The sequence below is a fragment of the Thermus sp. FJN-A genome (assembly GCF_054655095.1).
Genome location: NZ_BAAHSC010000212.1, coordinates 111,193 through 134,617, shown reverse-complemented (window position 1 = coordinate 134,617; position 23,425 = coordinate 111,193). Strand labels below are relative to the sequence as shown.

The following is a 23,425-nucleotide window of genomic DNA, read 5'->3' as shown; positions in this document are numbered from 1 at the left end:
TTAGCCCTCCAGGACCACGGGGAAAAGAAGGGCGCTGGCGGTGAGGTAGACCAGGTCAAAGACCAGGAGAAGTTGCCACCAGCTTTGCACCTCCTCCAGGGGAAGCCCCTCCACGAGCCCCGCCGTGGCCCGCACCGAGGCCAGGACCACCGGCACCACCAGGGAGAAGAGAAGCAAGGGCAAAAGCACCTCCCGCCCCCGCAGGCGGCTCAAAAGCCCGGCGTAAAAGGTGGCCACGCTGGCGTAGCCCAATACCCCCAGGGCCAGGGTGAGGAAAAGGGGCAGGACCCGCTCCAGGGGCAGGTAGAAGAGGCCCCCCGCCACCAGGAGGGCGAGGAGGCCTAGAGGCAGGAGGAGGAGCATCTGGAAGAGGAGCTTGCCGAAGTAGATCCACTCCTTTCCCCCTGGGGTGAGGAGGAGGTCGTCCAGGGTGCCGTCCTCCACCTCCAAGGCGAAGGCCCGGGTGGAAAGGAGCGTGCTCCCAAAGGCCAGGGCCACCCACAAGACCCCAGGGGCCGCCCGGCGCAAGGGGGCCTCCTCCGACCCCAGGGCCAGGGCCATGATGAAGAGCATCACCAGGAAAAAGGCCAGCACGGAGAGGAGCCCGGCGCGGTCGCGGACCTCCAGGCGCAGGTCCCGAAGGGCCAAAAGCCACACCCGCCGCACCGTCCCCACCCCCTCCCCTACCCCCCCTACCGCTTGCGCCCTCATGCCGCCCCCAGCTCGAGGGTGCGGTCAGCCACCCGTTCGGCCAGGGCCCGGTCGTGGGTGGCCAGCACCACCCCCGCCCCCTTTCGGGCCTCCGCCAGGGCCTCCAGGAGAAGCCGCCTCCCCTCCCCGTCCAAGGCGGTTTCCGGCTCGTCCAAAAGCCAAAGGTCGGGGGAAAGGAGGTGAAGGCGGGCCAGGGCCAAACGCTTCTTCATGCCGCTGGAGAAGGCGGAGACGGGCAGACCCTCCGGCAGGGCGAAGCGGGCCAGGGCCTCCCGCCAGTCCCCCTGCCGGCCGTGAAAGGCGAGGTCAAAGAGGAGGTGCTCCCGGGCGGTGAGGTGGCGGTGAAAGGCGGGGGGGTTGGAGAGGAAAAGCGCCCTGCCCAACCGCTCCACCCGGCCCCGGGTGGGTCTCAGAAGCCCCGCCATGAGGCGGAGAAGGGTGGTCTTGCCGGAACCGTTCGGCCCCAGGAGGGCCACCACCTCCCCCCGCTCCAGGGTGAAGGAGAGGTCCTTTAGGACCCAGTCCCTGCCAAACCGCTTGGAGATGGACTGCAGGCGCAGCAACATGCTAAGCCTAGTTTAGGGGTATCCCCCCGGGACTTGGGTCCCGGGGGCGGGACCACCGCCTCGCTAGAGGTATTTCTGCAGCCATTCCGGGGTGATCCGCAGGAAGAAGGTGTTCAAGGAGGTGTACGTGCCCGTGAGGAGCAGGAACCCCACCAGGAGGAGGACCGCCCCCGCCAGGACCTCCACGTAGTGGGAGAGCCGCCCCGCCCTCCGGATCCACCCCTTGAGCCGCTCGGCGAAAAGGGCCACCAGGAGGAAGGGCACCGCCAGGCCCAGGATGTAGGCCAGGAGAAACCCCACCCCGCCCCCCACGGCGGTGAGGGTGAGGATGGCCCCCAGGATGGGGCCGATGCAGGGGGTCCAGCCCAGGCCCAGGGTGGCCCCCAGGAGGAAGGCCCCCAAGGGGCGCCCCGTCTCCCCCTCGTAGCGGAGGGAGACCCCCCAGCGGGGCCTCAGGCCCAGCATGTAAAGCCCGAAGAGGATCAGGACCCCTCCCCCCACCCGGGCCAGGGCCTGCCGGTGCTCAAAGAGAAGCCCCCCGAGAAGGGTAAAGGGGAGGCCCAGGAGGAAGAAGATCACCCCAAAGCCCAGGACGAAGAAGAGGGCGTTGAAGAGGGGGCGCCCCCGCTCCCCCCCCAGGTAGAAGAGGTAGGTGGGGACGAGGGGCAAGACGCAGGGGGAGAGGAAGGAAAGCACCCCCGCCAAAAAGGCCGCCGTCAGGGAAAGGCTCATGCCTCCATCCTAGGGCAGGGTGAGCCAGGGGAAGCGGCGCTGGGTCTCGGGGTCCAGGTGGAGGAGCTCCCGAGCGGGCATCTTCACCTGGGGCAAGGTCTTCTCGTTGATGGGCTCGTCCGCGTCTATGATGCCGTTCATGTAAAGCAGGAAGGCCACCAGATGGTAGACCTCCTCGTCCGTGAGCGTTCCCGGGGCCCCGAAGGGCATGGCCCGGCGGATGTAGTCAAAGAGGGTGGTGGCGTATTGCCAGTAGTTGCCGATGGCGAACTCCGCGGGCTCCGTGTCGGGGGTTATGGGGAAGGGCTCGGCCACCAGGCGGTTGAAGGGGTACCCCTCGCCCCGGGCCCCGTGGCAGGAGGCGCACTTCTCCGCGTAGATGCGCTCCCCCTCGGCCACCTTGCCCTCCCCAGGGGGAAGCCCCCGCCCGTCAGGGAGGACCACGGGCCGGATGTCGTACCGGGCCGCCAGCTCTTCCGTGATGGGGGTTCCGAGCTGGTACCGGGCCCCCACCGCCAGGCCCAAAAGGGCCAGGACCACGAGGATGCGCCTAGACATCAAACACCTCCCCGCCGCAACCCCCCGCGGGGCCAAAGGCCTGCTGCCCCAGGGGCTGGTCCCCGTTCACCACCCGGCCATCGGGGAGGATGCGCCAGGCCTGGATGGCGTTGTAGTGGTAGCGGTTGTTCCTCCCCCACTTCTGGAAGAACTCCTCCCGGGTGGGCTGGGTGTTGCCCTTCTCGTCCCAGGCCCGGCTCCAGAGGACCACCTCCTTGCCGTCCCAGTACCAGGGCATCTTGAAGCGCACGAAGGCGTAGCGCTCCACCGGGGGCTCGAGGCTCGCCTGCCGCCAGGTCTTGCCCTCGTCAAAGGAAATCTCCACCCGGGTGACCCGCCCGTACCCGCTCCAGGCCAGGCCCCGGATCTCGTGGAAGCCCGGCTTGATCTGCTGGAGCCCGGAGGGGTAGGTGATGATGGACTCGGGGTCCATGACCCAGGTGAAGGCCAGAACCCGGCCGTCCGCCATCACGTCGGTGTACTCGCTGGTCTCGTCCTTGGCCATGGCGGGCAGGTCGGTGACCAGGATGCGCCTGAGCCACTTCACCTGGATGCTCCCCTCCCAGCCCGGCACCACCAGGCGCACGGGGTAGCCCTGCTCGGGGCGAAGCGCCTCCCCGTTTTGCGCGTAGGCCACCAGCACGTCCTCCATGGCCTTCTCCAAAGGCAGGGAGCGGGTGTAGGCGGCGGCGTCCATCCCCTCGGGGATGAGCCACTTGGCCCCAGGCTTCACCCCGGCCTCCTTCAGAAGGAGGGCGAGGGGCACCCCGGTCCAGCTGGCGTTGGAGGCCAGGCCGCGGCTCCGGGTGGCGGTGAGGGCGGGGTCCGGGGGGTTGCGGTAGCCGTTCTGACCGTTTCCGGCGCACTCAATGAAGTAGGTGCGGGTCACGGAGGGGAAGCGCTTCAAGTCCTCCAGGGTGAAGGCCAGGGGGCGCTCCACCATGCCGTGGATCACCAGGCGGTACTTGGCCGGGTCCACCTGGGGGACCCCCCCGTGGTGCCGCTCGAAGTGGAGGCCGTTGGGGGTGATGACCCCCTCCAGCTTCTCCAAGGGGGCGAAGTCCGCCCCGGAGTGGCGGGTGCGCAGGTTGGGGGAGATGTAGCGCACCACCCCGGCCTCAAAGGGGCTCCGCTCCCCGTACTCGGAAAGGGGAGCCCCCAAAGTCCTCATGGGGGCGAAGGCCTCCTCGTCCCAGGGGGCGCTTTGCCCCTTGGCCCTGAGGAGGCTTAGGAGGCCCCCGGCGCCCAGGAGCCGGAAGAACTTCCTTCGGTCCATATACCCTCCTAGCGTATCACCTTCCCGCAAGGGAAACCCCCGCCCCCAAGGGGGCGGGGGATAAAGCCCTTAGGCCGGGCCGAACATGTCGTTCCAAATGCCCGTGGCCCAGCCGATGGCAGCGGTGCCGTTGGCCGCCGAACGCTGGTTGTCCACGGAGCCCTGGGACTTGATCTGCTTGGCCGCCTCGTCCCAGGAGTAGTTGGCCGCCACCCAGATGGCCTCCTCCTTGTCCACGAAGGAGTAGCAGATGTTGTGGGGAAGCTCCGGGGGAATCTCCGCCAGGGGCTTACCTTTAAGCCGTTCTGCCAGGTGCCGGGCCACGATGGTGCCGGAAACGTAGGCCACCATGCCGCTCTTGGGGTAAGGGGTGTTCCCGGTGATGTCCCCCACCAGGTAGACGCGGTCGTCCTTCTCCGAGAGGAAGTAGGGGATCTTCACGTTGGCCCAGCGCTCCCCCAGGCCTGCGGTGCGCACCAGCTCCCCCGCCTTCATGGGAGGAATGATGTTGGCCAAGGTGAAGGGCACGTCCCCGAGCTCCGTCTTCACCACCTTCTTCCCGTAGTCCAGGCCGGTGATCCGGGTGTTGGGAACGTACTCCAGGTAGTCCTTGTAAAGCTCGTTGTAGGCGGCCAGGAAGCCCGGGGCCTTGGAGATAGGTTGGGGGTTGGCATCCAAAACGATAAGCTTCCCCTTAACCCCCTTGGTCTTGAGCCGCCAAGCCAGCATGGCCGCCCGCTCGTAGGGCCCCGGGGGACAACGGTAGGGAGGGTTGGGGATGTACATGACCAGTTCCCCACCGGTTTCGTCAAACTGGTCCAGAAGCCTCCTGAGGGCGATGTGCTCGAAGGGCTTGAAGCCCACGGGCATGAGGTGCTTCGCCTCGGCGTAGCCGGGGATGGCCTCGTACATGTAGTCGATGCCCGGGGCCAGGACCAAGAAGTCATAAGCCAGGTATCCCCCGGTGGTCCGCACCAGGCGGCGGTCCCGATTGATGTCCAAAACCCTCTCCTGGACAAAGATCACCCCGTCCTTAACCACGTTGGTGTAGTCAAAGACCAACCACTCCAGGGGCTTGACCCCGGCCAGGAAGAGGTTGGACATGGGGCAGGACATGAAGATGGGCTTCTGCTCGACGAGCACCACCTCCACATCCACCCCGGACTGGACCAGCTTCCGGGCCACCGTGGTGCCACCCCAGCCGCCCCCGATCACCACCACCCGCGGCTTGCGGGTGCGGGGAAGAAGGGTGGCCGGGCGGCTGTAGAACTCCTGGGCGAAGGCTGGGCTCGAGATCGCCCCGGCAGCGGCCAAAGCCGCCCCCGTCTTGAGGACCTGACGCCGACTGACCTTGCTCATACTCCCTCCTTCTTCTTGGCCAGCCTCTTATCGGCCAGGGCGGTAAGGAGTCCCGCCCGTAGCTTCCAGGATCTGGCTCATGACCCGGCGGGCCTCCTGGAGCATGGCCACCGCCGGCGTGCCCATCACACCGGGCATGATGGTCATGAGCATGGGCTCGATGGCACCCACCAGGACGTCATTACCCATCTGCATGGCAAAGAAGCGGCAAGGAGCGGCGAAACCTCCCGCAGGCTGGGTGAGGAACATGATCCGAGCCCATTCGCTCTTGCAGGGCATGATCACGGTCACCGGGCCCACCTTCACGTTGGGCAAAAGGTTAAGCCCGTTGGAAGTGAGCTCCGTTTCCACCATGAGCACCACATCCTCCACCTTGGCGGAGGGCACCCGGTACATGAGGGCAGGCATCATGCCGCTAGCGGGATCGGGCATCATGGCGGGGGGCAGGCGCTTCACGATGCCAAGCCGTCCCAGGGCCGCCTCGAGGCGCCACACCAACCGTTCCACCTCACCCCCGTACACCTGGAGCATGGAGAAGAGGAGGCGCCCGTCAAAAGTGCCCACCGTGAAGCTGTTCCCCTGGCCGGTGATGAAGACCGTGGGAGGTAGGACGATGGCGGCCATGGGATTTTTGGAAACCGCCTCGATGCTTCCCTTATCCGGCTTCAGCACCACCAGGCGGTACTCGGGGAAACCCGGGCCCGTCACCTGCCGCACCTGCTCCCCCAGGTTCAGCACCCGGTCTGCCTCGAGGCCCACGGACTTCAGGGCGGAGAGGGTCTTGGCCTCCACCTCTTCCAGGGAGCCTTTAACCTCCACCACCAAAGACTGCGCCAAACCCAACCCCAAAAGGGCCACCAAAGCCAAAAGCTTCCTCATTGCGAACCTCCTTCCACTTCCAGGCCGGCGTCCAGCCAGCCCTTAAAGCCGTGAGCGATGTTCTTGGCATTCTTGTAGCCAAGCGCTTGCAGGTAAGCGGTCACCACCATGGAAATGCTGCCCGAGTTGCAATAGACCAGAATCAAGGTTTCCTTGTCCTTGGGAAGCTCCGCCAGGCGATCGGGTACCTGCCCAACGTAGATGTGCACCGAACCAGGAATGTAGCCCCTCTTCCGCTCCTCCTCCGTGCGCACGTCCAGGATAAAGGGATCAAAGAGGAGGAGGTCCTTGGCCTCGGTGGGATACACCAGATAGCTGGCGGGGGGCACGCGCTTGAGGAACTCCCCAAAGGCCTTCACCCAGTCCCCCCCCGCCCCCCCTCCCCCCTGGGCCCGGGCCAGGGGAAGGAGGGGAAGAAGGGCAAGGAGGTGGCGGCGGCGCATGGCTAGCGGGTGAAGAAGGGCAACTCCTCAAAGGAGTGCCCCGCCTTCGTGGCCTCGGCCAGCATGTAAAGGGTCAGGGCGATGTGCACGTCCGAGTAGAACTCGGGCTTGGGGATGGCGATGGACTCGTAGCAGAAGTTGATGCGGTCCTCCATGGTATAGAGCTTGTCCTCCTCAAAGCGGTAGGCGGGCCACTCGTTGCCGAGGCCCTGCCTGGGGCTCCGCACCGGGGAGAGCCGCACCCTTTGGCCCGCGTACTGGTCGTGGCAGACGGCGCAGCTCATGTCCCTGGCCCCCGCCCGGGTGTACCAGAGCTCCCGGCCCAGGTTGTACAGGGCGAGCTCCTGGGGGTGCTTGGGCACCACCTGGATCTTCGCTTTGGAGGAGAAGGTGGCGATGTAGGTGGTGATGGCCTTCACCTCATCCCGCTTGATCTCCCCCGGCTTGTAACCCTGGACCTTCTGCATGCAGGTGTAGACCCGGCTCTCCAGGTCCTCCACCCGCCTGCTGTCCGGGAAGTACTTGGGCAAGATGGCGTAAACCCCCTCCAGCACCCCCTTTCCCTTGCCGAAGTCGCACTCCTCCAGGGTCTTCCCCGAGGGCCCCTTGCGGAAGAAGAGCTCCTTCCCCTCCTCGGCGAAGAGCTCGCCGGGCAAGACCCCAAAGGTTTCCAGGTACATCTGGCGCTGGCGCATGGCCTCCTCAAAGGGGTCCAAGGGCTTGCTCTGCTGCGTGTACGCCGCAAGCCCCGCCAGTACCCCAAAGGCCACCCCGGCCAGCAGGATCAGGCGCTTCTTTCGCACGCTCACGGCTCACCTCCGGTTGATGGGGGAGTTGGGGTCCAGGAGGAAGGCCACCAGGTCGGCGGTTTCCTCGGGGGTGAAGAGGCCGTGAACCCCGCCCCGGTACATGAGGGAGCAGGGCACGAAGGCCCAGGCGTTGTAGATCTTCTCGTAGGTGTACCGGACCACGGGCTCCGAGGTCCCCCGCTGGCCGTAGCCGGTGAGGGGTGGACCCATGGTGCCATGGGCCACCTCATCCGGCACCCCCGCGTGGCAGGCGTAGCAGTTGCCCCGCTTGGGGTCGGTGAAGACCTTCTCCCCGTTCTTCCAGTCCCCCATGAGCTTGCCGCTCTGCGGGTACCGGATAAGGGCCTTCTGCTCCTCCAGGAACTTGGGCAAGAGGTCAGCAGGGATCTTGTCCCGGTACTGGCTGCAAAGGGCCTGGCCCCGGTCCTGGGCCAGCATCACCTGGGCGAACTCGTGGCCCCCGGCGTGCAGGGCGGCCTCGAGGCGGGCCCTAAAGGGACTTACCTGGGAAAGCCCGAGCCCCAGGAGCACAAGGCCAACGACCAAAACCGCCATTCTCTTCATCCTTTCACCTCCGGAACCCGGTAGGTCCTTCCCAGCACGCGCACGTTGGGGCTAGGGGCGACCTTGACCCGCCCCACCCCCTTCAGGTACTCCTCCAGCACGGCGTAGATGGGCCTAGGCTCGTACCCCGCCTTGGCCTCCCCCACCCGTTGGAGCCTCCCCCCGTAGGAGGCCGCCAGGTAGCGGCGGTTCGGGTCCAGGGGCTTTCCCCCCACCTCCACCTCCCGGATGCGCTGCCCTGCGGGGGCGTCGGGGTCCAGGACGTAGCGGAGGCCGAAGACCCGGCTCACGTCCCCGCCTTGCTGGTAGAAGGGATCGGGGGTGAAGACGTTACTGGCGATGTCCTCCAAGACCCCTTTCACCTGCTCCCCCCGCAGGTAAAAGAGGTAAAGCTCCGGGTAGGTAAAGCCGGTGTAGGCGTAAAGGTGGTCCCGGGTGATGGCCTGGCCCGGCAAGATGGTGGTCCCCCAGCGCACCGCCGGGCTGAAGACCACCTCCACCTCCGGGTAGAGGGCCCTCACCGCCTCCCCCACCAGCTGGTCCCAGGTGGAGTAGAGGGTATCCCGCTTGTAGAGGAGGCTTTCGGACACCGCCAAGGGGGCGAAGAGGTGCTCTCGGTGCGGCCCTACCCGCCCCTCCAGCCACGCCTCCACGTCCTCGGCCTTGGGGAGGTGCTGGGCCAAGACGGGCAGGACCCGCACCCGGAGGTTGGCGATCCCCCCCTTCCAGAGCTTCAGGTCCACCCGCATGAGGGCCTTGCCCGCGGCGCTTCCCGCCACGATCCAGGTCTTCCCCACCCGCCAGGGCCTGGGGGTGAGGTCGTGGGTGTGGCCGGAGAGGATGAGGTCAATCCCCCGAACCCGTTCCGCCAAAGCGGCGTCCAGCTGGAGCCCGTTGTGGGAGAGGAGGACCACGGCGTCCGCCCCTTCCCCCCGCGCCTGGTCCACCGCCTCCTGGAGCCTTCTCTCGTCCAAGGCGAAGGAGAGGCCCTCCGTGAAGGCCTCGGGGTGGGAGACCCGCACGTAGGGGTAGGTGGCCCCCACCACGGCCACGGCCCCCTTCCCCAGCGGGTGGATGCGGTAGGCGGGAAAGAGGGGATCGCCGAAGAGCTCGTCCACCACGTTGTAAGAAAGGTGCTCCCCCCGGAATTTCTTCAGGAGTTCTTCCACCCTTTCCCGCCCCAGGGTCCACTCCCAGTGGGTGACCATGTGGTCCACCCCGGTGAGGTTCTGCCACTCCACGATGGCCTCCCCATCCGTGAGGAGGGAGAGGCCGGAGTTGGTCCAGGTGTCGCCCCCGTCCAGGACCAGGACCCGGCCGCCCTCCGCCTCCACCTGGGCCTTCTGCTGGCGGATAAGAGCCGTGAGGGCGGAGAGGCCCCCGATGGGGCCGAAGACCTGGGCCAGCTCCACGAAGTCCACGTAGGAGAGGAGGTAGGCGAGGGGCGTGCCCCGCTCCACCCCGTAGTAGCGCAGGACGGCCTCTCCCGTGAGGTAGCCCGGACGGCCCATCAGGGGCTTGGGGGCGATGAGGTTCGGGGGCTCCATGAAGTAGTGGGGGAAGGCTTGCCCGTGCAGGTCGGAGAAATAGAGGAGGGTGGCGTCCCCGTAGGGGGGGAGGTCGTAGAGGCGGGCGGGGTTGGCCAACACCTGGGCCAGGGCCTTAGGCCCCAGGCCAGCCAAGGCGGAAAGGAGGAAAAGGGCTTCCCTTCGGTTCATTTAGACCCCACGGCGGGCTTGGTGTTGAAGTCGCTCTCCGGGTCCAGGAGGTAGGCCACCACGTCGGCGATCTCCTCCGGCGTGAGGAGCCCCTGGGCCCCGAAGCGGTACATGACCGTGCACGGGAAATAGGCCCAAGCGTTGTAGATGACCTCGTAGGTGTAGCGCTGGATGGCCTCGGACTGCCCCCGGTTCAGGCCGTACTTCTCCAGGCTGGGGCCCACGTCCCCGCCCAGGTGCACCGGGGAGCCGAAGTGGCAGGAGAAGCAGTTGGCCTTCTGGAGGTTGTTGAAGATGGCCCCGCCCTTCCTCCAGTCCCCCATGAGCTTGCCGCTTTGCGGGTACTTGATGAGGGCCCGCTGCTCCTCCAGGAACTTGGGCAAGAGGTCAGCGGGCAGGCGGTTTCTGTGGATGGAGCAAAGGGCCTGGTCCGGGCGCTGGCCGATGAAGGCCTCGGCGTAAGCCTTACCACCGGATTTGATCCGCTCAAGCTCCTGGTCTTGGAAGAAGCGCTGGGCCAGGGCCAAGGCCAAGAGCGAAAGGATCGCGAGGGCAAGGAGTGCCTTTTTCATGCTTCCTCCTCAGCGCACGAAGGCGGGCCACTCCTCCACCACCGCCCCGTTGTTGCTGTAGGCCAGGAAGAGCTCCAGGGCCAGGATGGGAAGGGAGTACAGGTCCGGCTGCGGGTGGCCGATGTTGCCATAGCAGGCGCGGATCCGGTCCTGCATGGTCCAGATCTGGTCGTTGGAGTAGCGGTAGGCGGGCCAGTGGGTCCAGGACTTGTCCTTGCCCAGGACATCGGCGTAGGGCAGGACCCCCGCCCGCCTGCCCACGTAGGTCACGTGGCAGGTGGCGCACCCTATGTCCCGGGCCCCGCTACGGGCGTAAAAGAGCTTCTCACCCAGGGCGTAAAGCTCCCGCTCCTGGGGAAAGAGCAGGCGGACCTGGATGGGCTTACCGGTGGAGTGGCTGGCGATGTAGAAGGCCACCGCCACCACCTCCGAGCGCTTGATCTGATTGGGCTGGTAGCCTTGGACCCGCGTCATGCAGGTGAGGATGCGGCTGTCCAGGTCCTCCACCTTCCCCGTGTCCGGGAAGTAACGGGGAAGCCGGGCGGCCGCCCCCTCCAGCACCCCCTTGCCCAGGCCGAAGTCGCACTCGGCCATGGTCTTGCCGCTCGGCCCCTTGCGGTTAAAGAGCTCCTTGCCCTGCTCCACCACGAGCTCCGTGGGCAAGATGCCCGCGGTCTCCAAGAGGAGTTGCTTCTGGCGCTTGGCCTCCTCCCGGGGGTCCACCTGCCCTTGGGCCAAGGCTACCCCCACGAGAAGTGTGGCCAGGAACAAACCCACCGCCTTGCGCATAGCCCCACCTCCATAAGGCGCCCGGGTTCTCCCCGGGCGCCATCCTCAGGCCAGTTCCAGCTTGACCGTGCCCTCGCCGGTGTCCCCGCTGGTGTCCTTGAGCTTCACGGTGAAGGTGCCAGGCTTTTCCGCCTTGAACTTGAAGCCGTAAAGGGGGTTGGCGCTGGTGGAGGGGCCGGGGCGGGCCTCGGCCACCTTCTCCCCCTCGAAGTAGACCTCCACCAGGTTGATGTAGTTGGCGGGGATGAGGTTCCCCTGCGCGTCCCTGCGGGTTCCTGGCTCGTTGGGGTGCTGGGCTACCGCTTGCAGCTTGAACTCCTCACCGGCCTTGGGCTTGGGAGGAGTCAGGCGAACGATGGTGCGGATGGGCATCTCTTACCTCCTTTCCTTAACCGCAGCCACCCACGGTGACGCGGGTGCTGGCCGAAGCCAAGAGGAGCTTGCCGTCAGCCGTTTCCACCACGGCCCGGACGGCGGAGGTTTCCGCCAGGCGCACCCGGGTGGCGTAGTAAGGCAGGGCCTTCATGGGCATGAAGGAGACCAGGCGGGGCGTGGGGTTCTTGTCGGCGAAGAGGTGGACGGCCTTCACCTGGCCTGGGGGCAGGTTCACCTCCACCTCCGCGGGCACGTTGGCCCCGCTCTCGGCGATGGCGGGCATGGTGAGCTTGACCAGGTTAGAGGGGGTGAGGTCCTGGAAGCCCTTGCCCAAGGTCTCCTTAAGGGCCTTCTCTAAGTGGGCCAGATCCTCGCCCTCCAGACCCTGCGCCCTCACCGGGATGCCGGCCAGGGCCAGGGCGGAAAGGGCCGCTCCGGTGGTCCTCAAAAACGCTCGCCTATTCACACACACCTCCCTTGGCGCACATCTGGCGAAGCTCCTTGAGGAACTCCGCCCGGGGCCGGCTGCCAAAAAACCGGCCCACCTCTTCCCACGCCCCCTTGCGGTGGACGAGGAAGACAAAGGTCGGGGTGCCCGGCACCCGGAAGCGCCGGGCGAGCTCCTGCCCCTCCGGGGACTCGGTGCCCACGGAGGCCACCACGAAACGCTCCTCCAAGAGGCGGCTCACGCCGGGGTCGGAGAGGACGAAGGTGTTCATCTGGTCGCAGTAAGGGCAGTAGGGGCTGTGGAAGTAGACCATGAGCACCCGCCCGCTTTCCCTGGCCAGGTCCTGGGCTTGGGCGTAAGGGTACCAGCGAGCAAAGTCCGGAGCGGCGAGGGCCGCGCCCAGGAGGAGGAGTGTCCACAGTACCCGGTACATGTACATGGTTTACACCGCCTGGGTACACCCAAGGACATTTGTACCTTAGCAACCTGTCAGAGGAAAATCAAGCCCCCAGGAACCCAGTCTCCCGCCCTCCTCTTCACCAAATACCCCTGAGCGCTTATGTATCTAGAAGCCCCCGTGCCCCCACGGGCGTACCCCTCCTAACCTCAGCTAAAGGGTTCCTTAAGCTTCCGCCCCTTGACGGGCACCCCGGGACAAATTACCCTAATACCCCGGAGGGTAAAGATGAAGCGGACCCTTATGGCTTTCCTCCTTCTCGGCGGCCTGGCCCTGGCCCAGGCGGACGGCGCCAAGATCTATGCCCAGTGCGCGGGGTGCCACCAGCAAAACGGCCAAGGCATCCCCGGGGCCTTCCCTCCCTTGGCGGGCCACGTGGCGGAGATCCTGGCCAAGCAGGGCGGGCGGGCGTACCTGATCCAGGTCATGCTCTGGGGCCTGCAGGGGCCCATTGAGGTCAAGGGCATGAAGTACAACGGGGCCATGCCCGCCTTCAACGGCCTTAAGGACGAGGAGGTCGCCGCGGTCCTGAACCACATCGTCACCGCCTGGGGGGACGACAAGAAGGTGAAGGACTGGAAGCCCTTTACCGCGGCCGAGGTGAAGGCCCTGCGCGACAAGAAGCTCACCCCCCAGCAGGTGCTGGAGGAGCGGAAGAAGCTCGGCCTGAAGTAACACCACCCCATGCCGGCTTGGGCCCGCATGGGGGCCCCGGTAAAGGGCCCTAGCGGGGAAGAACAAAAACGAGGGGCCTGGGGAGTACCCCAGGCCCTTCCGGTTTAATGGGAGGGTGCTGGAGCTTTCCTTAGAGAAGACCTTCCCTGGCTTCTGGCTATCCCTGGAGCTCTCCCTGCAAAAAGGCGAGGTCCTCGCCCTCCTGGGGCCATCGGGAAGTGGCAAGAGCACGCTTCTAAAGCTCATCGCCGGGCTCCTTAGCCCGGATAGGGGGTTCGTGCGCTTTGAGGGGCAGGACCTCACCCCCTTGCCTCCCGAAGGGCGGAAGGTGGGCTTCCTCTTCCAGGACTACGCCCTCTTCCCCCACCTCACGGTGGCGGAGAACATCGCCTTCGCCCTGGTGGAAGCCCGGTGGCCCAAGGGGGCGCGGGAGGGGCGGGTGCGGGAGCTTCTGGAGCGGATGGAGCTTGGGCCCCATGCGGCCAAGCGCCCCCAGGAGCTTTCGGGCGGGGAGCAACAGCGGGTGGCCCTGGCCCGGGCCCTGGCCAACAGGCCCCGGCTCCTCCTCCTGGACGAGCCCTTGGGGGCCCTGGACCTCCGCCTGAGGGAGGAACTCCTCTTCTTCCTGCGCCGGACGCTACGGGAAGAGGGGGTCACCACCCTCCTCGTGACCCACGACCAGGGGGAGGCCTTCCTCCTGGCCCACCGGGTGGCCCTCCTCCGGGAAGGGAGGCTTGTGCAGGTGGGAAGGCCCGAGGAGGTCTACGCCCGCCCCAAGGACGCCTGGGCCGCCCGCTTCCTGGGGCACAAGAACCTCCTCTCCCCCGCGGAGAGCGAGGCCTTAGGGCTTCCCCCGAGGGCCCACCTCCTCCCCCCAAAGGCCCTGGCCCTCGAGGGCCCCCTGGAAGGGGTGGTGGAGGAGCGGCTCTTCTACGGGCCCCGGGTGGGGCTTTGGGTGCGGGTGAGGGGGGTGCGGCTTTACCTCGAGGCCCAGGAGGGCCCCGGGGAGGGCACCCCCATAGGCCTCCACCTGGACCTGGCCCAGGCGGTACCCTTGGAGGGATGAGGCGCTTCGCCCTCCTCCTGGGTGGGCCCCTCCTGGTCACGGAGGCCCTCAAGGAAAGGCTTCGGGGCTACCGCCTCCTGGCGGCGGACTCCGGGGGCCGCCACGCCCTGGCCCTGGGGCTTTCCCCGGAGCTTTGGCTTGGGGACTTTGACTCAAGCCCCCCCTGGCTCCAGGAGGCCCTTCCCGCCCCCAAGGAGGTCCTTCCCCGGGAGAAGGACCTCACGGACGGGGAGGCCCTCATCCGGAAGGCCCTGGAACTGGGAGCGGAAGAGGTGCTCCTCCTGGGTGCCTTGGGCGGGCGGCTGGACCACACCCTGGCCCACCTGGAGCTGGCCTTCCGCCTGGTGGCGGAGGGGGTGCGGGTGGAGCTCACGGACGGGCTCACCCACGCCTTCCCCCTGCTTCCGGGAAGCCACCCCTTTCCCTTGGCGGCGGGCACCCCCTTCAGCCTCCTCCCCTGCCCCAAGGCCACCTTAGGGGTGGAAGGAGCCCGCTGGAACCTCCCCCCCACGCCCCTCGAGGCCACCACCCGCACCCTGGAAAACCAAGCCCTCGGGCCCATCCGGGTGCGGGTAGCGGAAGGCCGGGCGGTGCTCTACCTCTTCTGAGGCCCCTCCCTGACCCCAAGAGGGGCGGCGGGAAGGGCCGGGAAACTCCTTGACAGGGGGAAAGGGGGAAGCTACACTAGCCTTTGGCGTTTGGGCCGCTAGCTCAACCGGTAGAGCAACCGACTCTTAATCGGTGGGTTACAGGTTCGAGTCCTGTGCGGCCCACCAGGGACCCCGGGGGAACCCGGGGGTTTCTCCTTAAGATGAAGCCCATGGAGCTTCCCCAGAGCCCCCTGGACCTCCTGGCCTGGGACCTGCCCCGGGGGGAGCCCTGGGGCTACGCCTTGGCGCAGAGCCTCCTCAAGGCGCCCTGGGCCTGGCGGGCCCTCCGGCCCACCCCCGGCCTCCTGGACCTGGTGCGCCTGGACCTCGAGGCCCTCTACCTGGAGTTGGAGCGGCGGCGGGGGGAGTTTCCCCTTAAAGAGCTGGGGGAACGCCCACCCCACCCCGCCGAGGAAGGGGCCCTGAAGGCCCTCCTCGCCCGCGACCCCCTGGCCCTGGTGGAGGTCCTGAAGGCCCACGGGCCCTGGCCCTTCGCCCTCTACCGGGCCTTCCGCTTCGGGGGGGAGGTGCGCCCCCTTCCCCACCCCCGCCTGCCCCGGGAAGGGGAGCTCCTGGGGTACGAGGCCCAGCTCAGGGCCCTGAGGGAGAACGCCGAGCGCTTCCTTTCCGGAAAGCCCGCCCTCCACACCCTCCTCTACGGGGCCCGGGGCACGGGGAAGAGCACCGCGGCCAAAAGCCTCCTCCACCTCCCCGAATCCCGCATGGTAGAGGTGGAGCCCCAGGCCCTCCCCCACCTGGAGCGCTTGCTGGAGAAGCTCGCCCTCCTTCCCCACCGCTTCTTCCTCTTCTTGGACGACCTCTCCCTGGACCCGGAGGGCGAGGCCTTCCACCACCTGAAGGCCCTGCTGGAGGGAAGCCTGGAGGGCCCCCCGGAAAACGTCCTTCTCCTGGCCACCTCCAACCGCCGCCACCTGGTGCGGGGGCTGGGGGAAAATCCCCTGCCCGGGGCCGACCCAGGGGCCTGGGACGCTCTCCAGGACACCCTGGCCCTGGCGGAGCGCTTTGGGCTCGTGCTCACCTTCCCGCCCTTTGACAAGGCCCTCTTTCTCCGGGCGGTGGCCCACCACCTGGGCCGCCCCCTCACCGGAGCGGAGGAGGCGGAGGCCCTGCGCTTCGCCCTGCAGAAAGGCTTCTCCGGGCGGGTGGCCCGGCAGTTCGCCCAGACCCTGGGCTAGCCCCCGTACTTCAAGGCCGCCTCCACGAAGCCCACGAAGGGCGGGGAAGGGCGCATGGGCCGGCTCTTGAACTCGGGGTGGCTTTGGAGGCCCAGGAAAAAGGGGTGGTCCTTCAGCTCGATGGCCTCCACCAGCCCCGCCCCCCGGCCCCGCATCCCGGGGGTGGTGGCGGAGATGACGAGGCCCGCCCGCTCCAGCCCGTCCACGTAGAGGGGGTTCACCTCGTAGCGGTGGCGGTGCCGCTCCAGGACTTCCTCTTTGCCGTAGAGGCGGTGGAGGAGGGTGCCTTCCCGGATGCGCATGGGCCAGTCCCCGAGACGCATGGTGCCCCCGAGGCCCTCCACCTCCAGCTGCTCGGGCATGAGGTCAATCACGGGGTGGGGGGTGTAGGGGTCAAACTCCGTGGAGTTCGCCCCCTTGAACCCCGCCACGTGGCGGGCGAACTCAATGACCGCGATCTGCAGGCCCAGGCAGATGCCGAGGTAGGGGATCTTCCGCTCCCGGGCGTACTGGGCCGCCCGCACCTTGCCCTCAATGCCCCGGACCCCGAACCCCCCCGGGACCAGGATGCCGGAGACGTCCCGGAAGGCCTCGTCCAGGTCCGCCTCCTCCAGGCCCTCCGCGTCCACCCACTTCACCTCCACCAGGGCCCGGTTCTTGATCCCCGCGTGCTTGAGGGCCTCGAGGAGGGAGAGGTAGGCGTCCGGCATCCTCACGTACTTGCCCGCGATGGCGATCCTCACCCGGCGCTCGGGGTGCTTCAGGACCCTGACCGCCTCCTGCCAGAAGGCCAGGTTGGGGAAGACGGCCTCGAGGGCCAAGGCCCGCTCCACCACCCGGCCCAGGCCCTGCTCCTCCAGGAGCAGGGGCACCTCGTAAAGGTGCTCCACGTTGGGGCTGCTGAACACGTGCCCGGGGCGCACGTTGGTGAAGAGGGCCACCTTCTTCCGCACCTCCTCGGGCACGGGCTTCACCGAGCGGAGCACGATGGCATCGGGCTGGATGCCCACCCCCCGCAGGGTGGCCACGGAGTGCTGGGTGGGCTTGGTCTTGAACTCCTCGCTGGTCTCCAGGTAGGGGACCAGGGTCAGGTGGATGTAGAAGGTGTTCCCCTCCCCCTCGTCAAAGCGGAACTGGCGGATGGCCTCCAAAAAGGGGAGGCTCTCGATGTCCCCCACCGTGCCCCCCACCTCCACCACCACCACCTCCGCCCGCTGCTCCTCCGCCACCTTGCGGATCCGCTCCTTGATCTCGTCGGTGATGTGGGGGATGACCTGGACCGTCTGGGAAAGGTACTCGCCCCGGCGCTCCTTCTGGATCACGGAGAGGTAGACCTGGCCGGTGGTGAGGTTGTTGCCCCGGGAGAGGTCCAGGTCCAGGAAGCGCTCGTAGTGGCCGATGTCCAAATCGGTCTCCGCCCCGTCCCCCGTCACGAAGACCTCCCCGTGCTCGTAGGGGCGCATGGTACCCGCGTCCACGTTCACGTAGGGGTCTATCTTGATGGCCGTGACCCGGTAGCCCCGGGCCCGGAAGAGGGCCCCCAGGGAGGAGGTGAGGATGCCCTTGCCCAGGCTGGACACCACGCCCCCGGTCACGAACACGTACTTTCTCGGCCTCGCTGTGCTCTCGGAAACCCCGTTCACGGGACTTCAGCCTACCATATCTGGCGAAAGGGGCTGGGGTTATGGTAGAGTTCTCTTTGGCGTTCTTGCGGGGTCCCCCGATCCCCCGGCAAGAACAGGGCGTGCCCGTTCACGCCGCAAGGAGGGCCCAAGCCATGCTTCCCAAGACGTACGTACCCAAGGATCCCGAACCCCGCTGGGTTCTCATTGACGCCGAGGGCAAGACCCTCGGGCGGCTCGCCACCCAGATCGCCACCCTCCTCCGGGGCAAGCACCGCCCCGACTGGACGCCCAACGTGGCCATGGGGGACTTCGTGGTGGTGGTGAACGCCGACAAGATCCGCCTCACGGGCAAGAAGCTCAAGCAGAAGGTCTACACCCGCTACAGCGGCTACCAGGGGGGCCTCAAGGAGATAACGGCGGAGAAGATGCTGGCCACCCACCCCGAGCGGGTGCTGGAGCATGCGGTGAAGGGCATGCTCCCCAAGGGGCCTTTAGGCCGGAGGCTCTTCAAGCGCCTCAAGGTCTACGCGGGCCCCACCCACCCCCACCAGGCCCAGAAGCCGGTGAAGCTGGAGGTCAAGTGATGGAGCAGTACTACGGTACCGGGAGGCGTAAGGAGGCGGTGGCCCGGGTCTTCCTCCGGCCCGGAAGCGGCAAGGTCACCGTGAACGGTCAGGACTTCCAGGACTACTTCCAGGGCATCGTGCGGGCGGTGGCGGCCCTGGAGCCCTTGCGCGTGGTGGACGCCCTGGGGCGCTTTGACGCCTACATCACCGTGCGGGGCGGGGGCAAGAGCGGCCAGGTGGACGCCATCAAGCTGGGGGTGGCCCGGGCGCTCCTCCGCTACAACCCCGACTACCGCGCCCGGCTCAAGCCCCTGGGCTTCCTCACCCGGGACGCCCGGGTGGTGGAGCGCAAGAAGTACGGCAAGCACAAGGCCCGCCGCGCGCCCCAGTACTCCAAGCGCTAAGGCCTCCCCCTCAGGCCTCCGGGGACCCCTCCCCGGAGGCTTCCCTTTCCAGGGCCCGGAGGGCGGCCAAGAGCTCGTCCGGGGGAAAGACGTGGACCCTTGGGTGGCGCAGGTAGACGAGCCGGGCCTCCGCCTCCACCCCCCAGGCCTGGCGCAGGGCCTCCCAGTAAAGGGCGAGCTGGAGGCGGTAGGCCTCGGGGTGGACCTCGAGGTCCGTCTTGTAGTCCTCCAGGTACCACCTTCCCCCCACCCGGTAAACCCGGTCCAGCACCCCGTACCAGACCGTCCCCGCCCGGGGCAGGACCAGGGGGAGCTCGGGGTAGTCCTCCTCCCGCTCCCCCAAAGGGGCAAGCCCCGCCCCCAGGAGGGCCCGGTAGCGGCGGAGGAGCTCCCGGACCTCCTCCAGGAGCCTGGCCTTCTCCCCCTCGGCGAAGGGGAAGGCCACCTCCTGGAGGAGGAGGCCCGCCATGGCCGCCGGGTCCTCGGGGTCCAGGTGGCGGGCGATGGCGTAGTGGACCAAGGTGCCCAGGGCCCGGGCGAACTCGGGGGCCCGCTCCTCCTCCAGGGCCTGGGCCAGGGGCAGGGGCTCCGCCTTGCGGTGGGCGCTAGGGGAGTGGACCCGGGGGAAGGGACGAGGGGAAAGGGTCAAGGAGGCGTAGGGGGCGAGGGGTTGGGGGGGAGGTGGGGGAGGGGGGTGGCCGGGGGAAGGCCCTTGAGCCACGGAGTGCCGGCGCACCCAGGGGTCTTGGGCATCGGGCCCCAGGCCGAGGCGCTGGAAGGCCCTGGCCCAGGGTCCCGGACGGCCCGAGGCGCTCCCCGTGACCAAAAGCACGTCCCTGGCCCGGGAAAGGGCCACGTAGAGGAGGCGCAGGCTCTCCTCCTCCTCGGCCTTGGCCCAGGCCCCGCGCACCTTGGCGAAGGCCTCCGTCCCCCGCAGGGCCACCTGGCCCTCCGGGCCCACCGCCAAGGGGTCCCGGAAGGGCGGGTCATCCCGGGCCAGGTCAAAGACCGCCACCACGGGCCACTCCAGCCCTTTAGCCGCGTGGACCGTGAGGAGGTTCACCCCCTCCCCCCCCTCGGGGAGCTCGCCCGCCTCGGGGTCCTGGGCCCTGAGGCGCATCCACTCCAGGAGGGCCTCGAGGTCGGGGAAGCGCTCGGAGGCCGCCAAGAGGAGCAGGGTGTCCAGGTTGGCCCGGGCCCTGGGGGAAAGCCTCCGCAAGACACCCTCCTCCTTGGCCAAGGCCTTCAGGGCCTCCAGGGGGGGCGCTTGCGCCAGGGTGCGGAGGTGAAGGAGCCTTTCCTGCACCTCCTCGGGCAGGTGGGGCAAGGGGTCCTCCTGGCGCAGGGCCTCCTCCACCTCCCCCAGGTCCAGCCCCACAAAGGGCCCCCGGAGAAAGGCCAGGAGGGAGAGGCGCTCCTCGGGGGTAGGGGGGCCGTCCCAGAGGGCGAGGCGCAGGGCGTGGTAGAGGTCCCGCACCTCGGGCCGGGTGAAGAAGCTCCGCCCCCGCCTCAGGCCATAGGGCACCCCCTGGGCGCGGAGGGCGGCCTCCAGGGGGGCGAAGCTAGCTCGGCTTCGCACCAGGACCGCCATCTCCCTGAAGGCATAGCCCTCCTCCCGAAGCTCCCGGAGGCGCCTTACCAGGAGGGCGGCCTCCTCCTTGCGCTTCGCCTCCAGCTCCCCCTCCCCCACCACCCAGTGCACCTCCACCCGGCCTTCCGCCTCCCGCACCGGCGCCACGGGCACCCGCTCCCCCTCGGGGAAGAGGGCCACGAAGCGGTTGAGGAAACGGGCCACCCCCTTGGCGTGGCGGAAGGTGCGGTTCAGGAGGCGGACCTCCTGGGCCCCGGCCAAGGCCTCGCGGAAGACCTCCACCCGGGCGTTGCGGAATAGGTAGATGGACTGCTTGGGGTCCCCCACGGCCACCACCTCCGCCCCCGCCTCCTCCAAGGCGCGGAAGAAGCGGCCCTGCAGGGGGTTCACGTCCTGGTACTCGTCCACGAGCACGTGGGGGAAGCGGCGCACCACGCGATCCAGGGCCTTGGGGTGGTCCAGGAGCCTGAGGGCCCAGGCCTCCAGGTCCCCGGGCCCCAGGGCCTCCCGGGTGCGCCTGCGGTACCCCTCCAGGGCCTCCCGGAAAAGCCCCACCACCCCCTCCGCCCCGGGCAGGGGGTGGAACCCCCCGGCCAGGGTGCGCTTCCGGTAGAGGGTGAGGAGGGCGGCCTCCTCCGCCGGGGACCCCTCGAGGCCCCGGAGGTAAAGGAGGCTCCTCGCCTCCTCCAGGAAAAGGGCCTCGGCCACGAACTCGTCCAACAGGGCGAAGTCCGGGTCCAGGGAGAGCATGGGGGCCACGTGGCGAAGCGCCTCCGCCAGGAGGCCGTGGATGGTGGTGAAGACCGCCCCGTGCACCTCCCGCCGGGCCTCCTCCGCCCAGGGGGCCTCCGGAGCCTCAGCCAAAAGGCCCTCTATCCCCTCCTTGGCCCGGGCCCTCAGCTCCTCCGCCGCCTTGCGGGTGAAGGTGACGGCGGCGATGCGCCGCAGGGGAATGCCCTTTCGCACCAGGGAAAGGAGCTCTTCCACCAGGGCGTGGGTCTTCCCCGTGCCCGCCGAGGCCACGTAAAGCCTCACGCCTCCTCCTTTCGGCAGATGTCCGCGTGGCGGCAGGTGTGGCAGTGGCCCCCAGGCCTCGCCAGGAAGGGGCCCTCCCGCCAAAGGGACAGGGCCTCCTCCAGCTTGGGCTCTATGGCCTCCCAAAGGGAAAGCCGGTCCCCGGGGCGGAAGGGGCGCTTGCGGTAAGGGACGGGCTCACCGAGCCAAGGCCAGGCCCAGAGGTGGACGGCCTCCACGTCCTCCCGGGTGAGGAGGGCCTGAAGGGCGAGCCACTCCGTCCAGCGCCTCCTCAAGATGTTCCCCTGACGGGGAAGCAAGGCGTCCCACTCGGGCCCAGCCCCCGGGGGAAGGAGGCGGTAGAGGTGGAGGGCCTTCCCCTCCCGCCGCACCCCGTCCAGGCGCAGGCGGTAGCGCTTCCCGGGCCAGAGGACGCCCCACGCCATCCCCTCCAGGTGGGCCCGGTGCCGCTCCAGCCAGGGCCCCACCTCGGGGTGGTCCCGGAGCCTTTCCCCCTCCCGGGCGAGGAGGGCCCAGCCCAGGGCGCCGTCCTCCTCCGCCTCCCGGGGAAAAAAGCGCTCCAGGTAGACCCGGAAGGGGCACTCCAGGAGGCGCCTCAAGGCCTCCACGGAGGGCAGGTGCCCCCCGCCCGAGGGCCAAGGGGGCCGGAAGGGGGTGTGGGGCAAGGCCTCGAGGCGGCTCGCAGGCGGCAAGGGGTCGGGCCGCTTCCCCCCCTCCAGGGGAAGGTAAAGCCCCGAGGCCCCGGCCTCCGGGTAGAGGAGGAAGACCTCCTCGCCCCGGGTGGCCAGCTCTTCCCAGAAGAGGGGGTCTTGGCCCCTTAGCCGCTTGGGAAGCCCCAAAAGGAGCCCCCTCTCCCGGAGCTCCTCCAGGAGGAAATAGTCCTCCCCCTCCCCCAGGGTGTAGCGCCCCGCCACCCAGTCCAGCACGTAGGCCCTTTTGGCCCGCACCCCCGTGGCCCTGAGGGGGGGAAGGACGGGGAGGCCCCGCCCCACCCCGGGGGGCAGGCGCTCCTCCAGAAGGAGGCCTCGCCACCAGGCGAGGGGGTTTTCCCGGTCCACCCGGAGGGCCAGGCGGAGCCGGGAGAGAAAGGGCTCCTTGGCGGAAACCCCCAGGGCCTCCAAGGCGCCCTCCGCCCAGGCCAGGAGGTCGGGCCCCGGGGTGCGCAGGGCCTGGAAGGCCTCCCACTCCCCCGAAAGGCCTTCCCGCTCGGCCAGAACCCGCAAGGCCTCCTCCCCCCCCAGGCCGAGCCGCAAGGCCCGTCGGCCCAAGGCGGCAAACCCCAAGGCCAAGAGGTCCCGCCCCGTGGGGAAGGGGTTCAGGAGGGCCAGGACCCTTTCCCCGTCCTCGGTTTCGGCCAGGGCCCGCTCCCGGCCGTCCTCCAGGGGCAGGCCGTACTCCTCCTTCAGGGCGAGAAGCCCCCCGATGCGCTCCTCCGGGGCCACCACCAGCACCTCCTCCGGGGCCAGGCCCTCCCCTCCCAGGTCCTTGGGGGCCAGGGCGCGCTTCAGGGCCCGGAGGAGGTGGCGGACCTCCTCCACCGGGTTGGCCAGGGCCCAGACCTCCTTCCTCACGGGCCTCCCCGAGAGCTCCCGCCAGGGCTCGAGGCCTTGGGGCAGGCGCTCCGCCGTGAGGAGCACGGGCACCTCCCGGGCGAGCCGCCCGAGAAACCTTAAGTCCAAGGGGCCAAGCTCCCGGTAGCCGTCCACCACCACCAGGTCGGGCCGGGGGAAGAGGCGAAGAGGGGTTTTTTGGGCCAGCCAGCGGAAATCGTCGTAGTCCAGGTGCCCCCGCTTCAGGCGCTCGAAGCGGAGGTAGACCCGGCGAAGCCTGCCCGCCTCCCCCTCCTTGGGCAGGGCGAAAGGGGAGAGGCCAAAGCGCTTCAGCTCCGCGATGGCCCGGGCAAAGAGCCGGGCCTCCCCCGGGGCCACCTCCCCTTGGAGCTCCCTCAGGGCCTCCCCCACCAGGGCCACCCGCCCCGCCCCCGGCAGGAGGGGCGCGAGGCGGCCCGCCTCGGCCAGGACCCGGTAGTAGAGGGCCTGGAAGGAGAGGAACTCCAGGCCCAAAAAGCTCCCCCGCTCCCCCAAAAGGCGGTAGACGTAGGCCCGCTGGTGGGGAAGGCCCACGAAGTAGACCCGCCCCCTCCGGGAGAGCACCTCCAGGGCCCAGTCCAAGGCCAGCCGGGTTTTCCCCGAAGCGGGGGGGCCCAGGACGGGATAGAGGCCGGGCTTCATACGGGGCCCATTTTAAGTACCCCGCTCTGGCTTGCGCCAGAGCGGGGGCCCCAAAAGGACATCCCCCCGTCTCCGGGGTGTCCGCTAAGGAAGGGCGGGCGCCTAGACCTGGCCCCAGGGGAAGCCTTCC

At 68.5% G+C, this 23,425-nt stretch carries 25 protein-coding genes and 1 tRNA gene; 7 read left to right on the top strand and 19 right to left on the bottom strand.

The features are described 5' to 3' along the window. The 16 genes from ACYQ0J_RS11120 to ACYQ0J_RS11045 form a co-directional block, all read right to left on the bottom strand. Positions 1-666: a heme exporter protein CcmB gene (locus ACYQ0J_RS11120; protein ID WP_460172284.1), complete on the bottom strand. Its 666-nt coding sequence runs from the start codon at positions 664-666 to the stop codon at positions 1-3. Between the two features lie 41 nt (positions 667-707). After that, positions 708-1,277: an ABC transporter ATP-binding protein gene (locus ACYQ0J_RS11115; protein WP_460172175.1), complete on the bottom strand. Its 570-nt coding sequence runs from the start codon at positions 1,275-1,277 to the stop codon at positions 708-710. A gap of 63 nt (positions 1,278-1,340) precedes the next feature. Next, positions 1,341-2,009, bottom strand: a complete 669-nt coding sequence (gene ccdA, locus ACYQ0J_RS11110) for a cytochrome c biogenesis protein CcdA (protein ID WP_460172174.1) — start codon at positions 2,007-2,009, stop codon at positions 1,341-1,343. Between the two features lie 9 nt (positions 2,010-2,018). After that, entirely contained in the window at positions 2,019-2,567 is a 549-nt protein-coding gene (locus tag ACYQ0J_RS11105) for a c-type cytochrome (RefSeq protein WP_460172173.1), read from the bottom strand. Beyond that, complete coding sequence (soxC, locus tag ACYQ0J_RS11100) at positions 2,560-3,843, bottom strand: sulfite dehydrogenase (RefSeq protein WP_460172172.1); 1,284 nt, start codon at positions 3,841-3,843, stop codon at positions 2,560-2,562. Before soxC ends, ACYQ0J_RS11105 begins: the two co-directional genes overlap by 8 nt. A gap of 69 nt (positions 3,844-3,912) precedes the next feature. Continuing rightward, positions 3,913-5,202: an FCSD flavin-binding domain-containing protein gene (locus ACYQ0J_RS11095; RefSeq protein ID WP_460172171.1), complete on the bottom strand. Its 1,290-nt coding sequence runs from the start codon at positions 5,200-5,202 to the stop codon at positions 3,913-3,915. Between the two features lie 27 nt (positions 5,203-5,229). Continuing rightward, positions 5,230-6,081 (bottom strand): translation initiation factor 2, encoded by an 852-nt coding sequence (locus ACYQ0J_RS11090; protein ID WP_015717971.1) that lies wholly within the window; start codon positions 6,079-6,081, stop codon positions 5,230-5,232. After that, positions 6,078-6,524 (bottom strand): rhodanese-like domain-containing protein, encoded by a 447-nt coding sequence (locus ACYQ0J_RS11085; protein WP_460172170.1) that lies wholly within the window; start codon positions 6,522-6,524, stop codon positions 6,078-6,080. The genes ACYQ0J_RS11090 and ACYQ0J_RS11085 overlap by 4 nt, the downstream gene beginning before the upstream one ends. Before the next feature lie 2 nt (positions 6,525-6,526). Beyond that, entirely contained in the window at positions 6,527-7,333 is an 807-nt protein-coding gene (gene soxA, locus ACYQ0J_RS11080; protein ID WP_460172169.1) for a sulfur oxidation c-type cytochrome SoxA, read from the bottom strand. Between the two features lie 3 nt (positions 7,334-7,336). Beyond that, positions 7,337-7,897: a sulfur oxidation c-type cytochrome SoxX gene (gene soxX, locus ACYQ0J_RS11075; protein ID WP_460172168.1), complete on the bottom strand. Its 561-nt coding sequence runs from the start codon at positions 7,895-7,897 to the stop codon at positions 7,337-7,339. Continuing rightward, on the bottom strand, positions 7,894-9,615 hold the full coding sequence (gene soxB / locus ACYQ0J_RS11070; RefSeq protein WP_460172167.1) for a thiosulfohydrolase SoxB: 1,722 nt from the start codon (positions 9,613-9,615) through the stop codon (positions 7,894-7,896). The genes soxX (ACYQ0J_RS11075) and soxB overlap by 4 nt, the downstream gene beginning before the upstream one ends. Continuing rightward, positions 9,612-10,187 carry a sulfur oxidation c-type cytochrome SoxX gene (gene soxX / locus ACYQ0J_RS11065; RefSeq protein ID WP_460172166.1) on the bottom strand — a complete coding sequence of 192 codons (576 nt, stop codon included), beginning with the start codon at positions 10,185-10,187 and terminating at the stop codon, positions 9,612-9,614. Before soxX (ACYQ0J_RS11065) ends, soxB begins: the two co-directional genes overlap by 4 nt. A gap of 9 nt (positions 10,188-10,196) precedes the next feature. Then, positions 10,197-10,976 carry a sulfur oxidation c-type cytochrome SoxA gene (gene soxA, locus ACYQ0J_RS11060; RefSeq protein WP_460172165.1) on the bottom strand — a complete coding sequence of 260 codons (780 nt, stop codon included), beginning with the start codon at positions 10,974-10,976 and terminating at the stop codon, positions 10,197-10,199. A gap of 45 nt (positions 10,977-11,021) precedes the next feature. Next, a complete protein-coding gene (soxZ, locus tag ACYQ0J_RS11055) occupies positions 11,022-11,348 on the bottom strand; it encodes a thiosulfate oxidation carrier complex protein SoxZ (RefSeq protein WP_460172164.1) in 327 nt (108 codons plus the stop codon). Positions 11,349-11,364: 16 nt separating this feature from the next. After that, positions 11,365-11,817, bottom strand: a complete 453-nt coding sequence (gene soxY, locus ACYQ0J_RS11050) for a thiosulfate oxidation carrier protein SoxY (RefSeq protein WP_460172163.1) — start codon at positions 11,815-11,817, stop codon at positions 11,365-11,367. Continuing rightward, positions 11,810-12,238 carry a thioredoxin fold domain-containing protein gene (locus ACYQ0J_RS11045; protein WP_460172162.1) on the bottom strand — a complete coding sequence of 143 codons (429 nt, stop codon included), beginning with the start codon at positions 12,236-12,238 and terminating at the stop codon, positions 11,810-11,812. Before ACYQ0J_RS11045 ends, soxY begins: the two co-directional genes overlap by 8 nt. 246 nt (positions 12,239-12,484) lie before the next feature. Between ACYQ0J_RS11045 and cycA the strand changes: the two genes are divergently transcribed. From cycA to ACYQ0J_RS11020, 5 genes are all read left to right on the top strand, one after another. Beyond that, complete coding sequence (gene cycA, locus ACYQ0J_RS11040) at positions 12,485-12,931, top strand: cytochrome C-552 (RefSeq protein ID WP_460172161.1); 447 nt, start codon at positions 12,485-12,487, stop codon at positions 12,929-12,931. A 115-nt stretch (positions 12,932-13,046) separates the two neighbouring features. Beyond that, positions 13,047-13,997, top strand: a complete 951-nt coding sequence (locus ACYQ0J_RS11035) for an ABC transporter ATP-binding protein (protein ID WP_460172160.1) — start codon at positions 13,047-13,049, stop codon at positions 13,995-13,997. After that, a complete protein-coding gene (locus tag ACYQ0J_RS11030; RefSeq protein ID WP_460172159.1) occupies positions 13,994-14,605 on the top strand; it encodes a thiamine diphosphokinase in 612 nt (203 codons plus the stop codon). The genes ACYQ0J_RS11035 and ACYQ0J_RS11030 overlap by 4 nt, the downstream gene beginning before the upstream one ends. Positions 14,606-14,697: 92 nt before the next feature. Next, a tRNA-Lys gene (locus tag ACYQ0J_RS11025) sits at positions 14,698-14,773 on the top strand. 44 nt (positions 14,774-14,817) lie between these two features. Then, positions 14,818-15,843 (top strand): DUF815 domain-containing protein, encoded by a 1,026-nt coding sequence (locus ACYQ0J_RS11020; RefSeq protein ID WP_460172158.1) that lies wholly within the window; start codon positions 14,818-14,820, stop codon positions 15,841-15,843. Here the strand turns inward: ACYQ0J_RS11020 and ACYQ0J_RS11015 are convergent. Continuing rightward, the gene (locus ACYQ0J_RS11015) at positions 15,840-17,486 is read right to left on the bottom strand and encodes a CTP synthase (RefSeq protein ID WP_460172157.1); all 1,647 of its coding nucleotides are present in this window, start codon (positions 17,484-17,486) and stop codon (positions 15,840-15,842) included. The two genes, ACYQ0J_RS11020 and ACYQ0J_RS11015, sit on opposite strands and share 4 nt — an antisense overlap. A 134-nt stretch (positions 17,487-17,620) precedes the next feature. Between ACYQ0J_RS11015 and rplM the strand changes: the two genes are divergently transcribed. After that, positions 17,621-18,052, top strand: a complete 432-nt coding sequence (gene rplM, locus ACYQ0J_RS11010; protein WP_460172156.1) for a 50S ribosomal protein L13 — start codon at positions 17,621-17,623, stop codon at positions 18,050-18,052. After that, complete coding sequence (gene rpsI / locus ACYQ0J_RS11005; protein WP_460172155.1) at positions 18,052-18,438, top strand: 30S ribosomal protein S9; 387 nt, start codon at positions 18,052-18,054, stop codon at positions 18,436-18,438. Before rplM ends, rpsI begins: the two co-directional genes overlap by 1 nt. 10 nt (positions 18,439-18,448) lie before the next feature. On the opposite strand, the gene ACYQ0J_RS11000 is transcribed toward rpsI, so the two are convergent. Together ACYQ0J_RS11000 and ACYQ0J_RS10995 are read right to left on the bottom strand one after the other, a co-directional pair. Then, a complete protein-coding gene (locus ACYQ0J_RS11000; RefSeq protein ID WP_460172154.1) occupies positions 18,449-21,064 on the bottom strand; it encodes a UvrD-helicase domain-containing protein in 2,616 nt (871 codons plus the stop codon). After that, positions 21,061-23,295: a hypothetical protein gene (locus ACYQ0J_RS10995; protein ID WP_460172153.1), complete on the bottom strand. Its 2,235-nt coding sequence runs from the start codon at positions 23,293-23,295 to the stop codon at positions 21,061-21,063. The genes ACYQ0J_RS11000 and ACYQ0J_RS10995 overlap by 4 nt, the downstream gene beginning before the upstream one ends. Between the last annotated feature and the right edge of the window lie 130 nt (positions 23,296-23,425).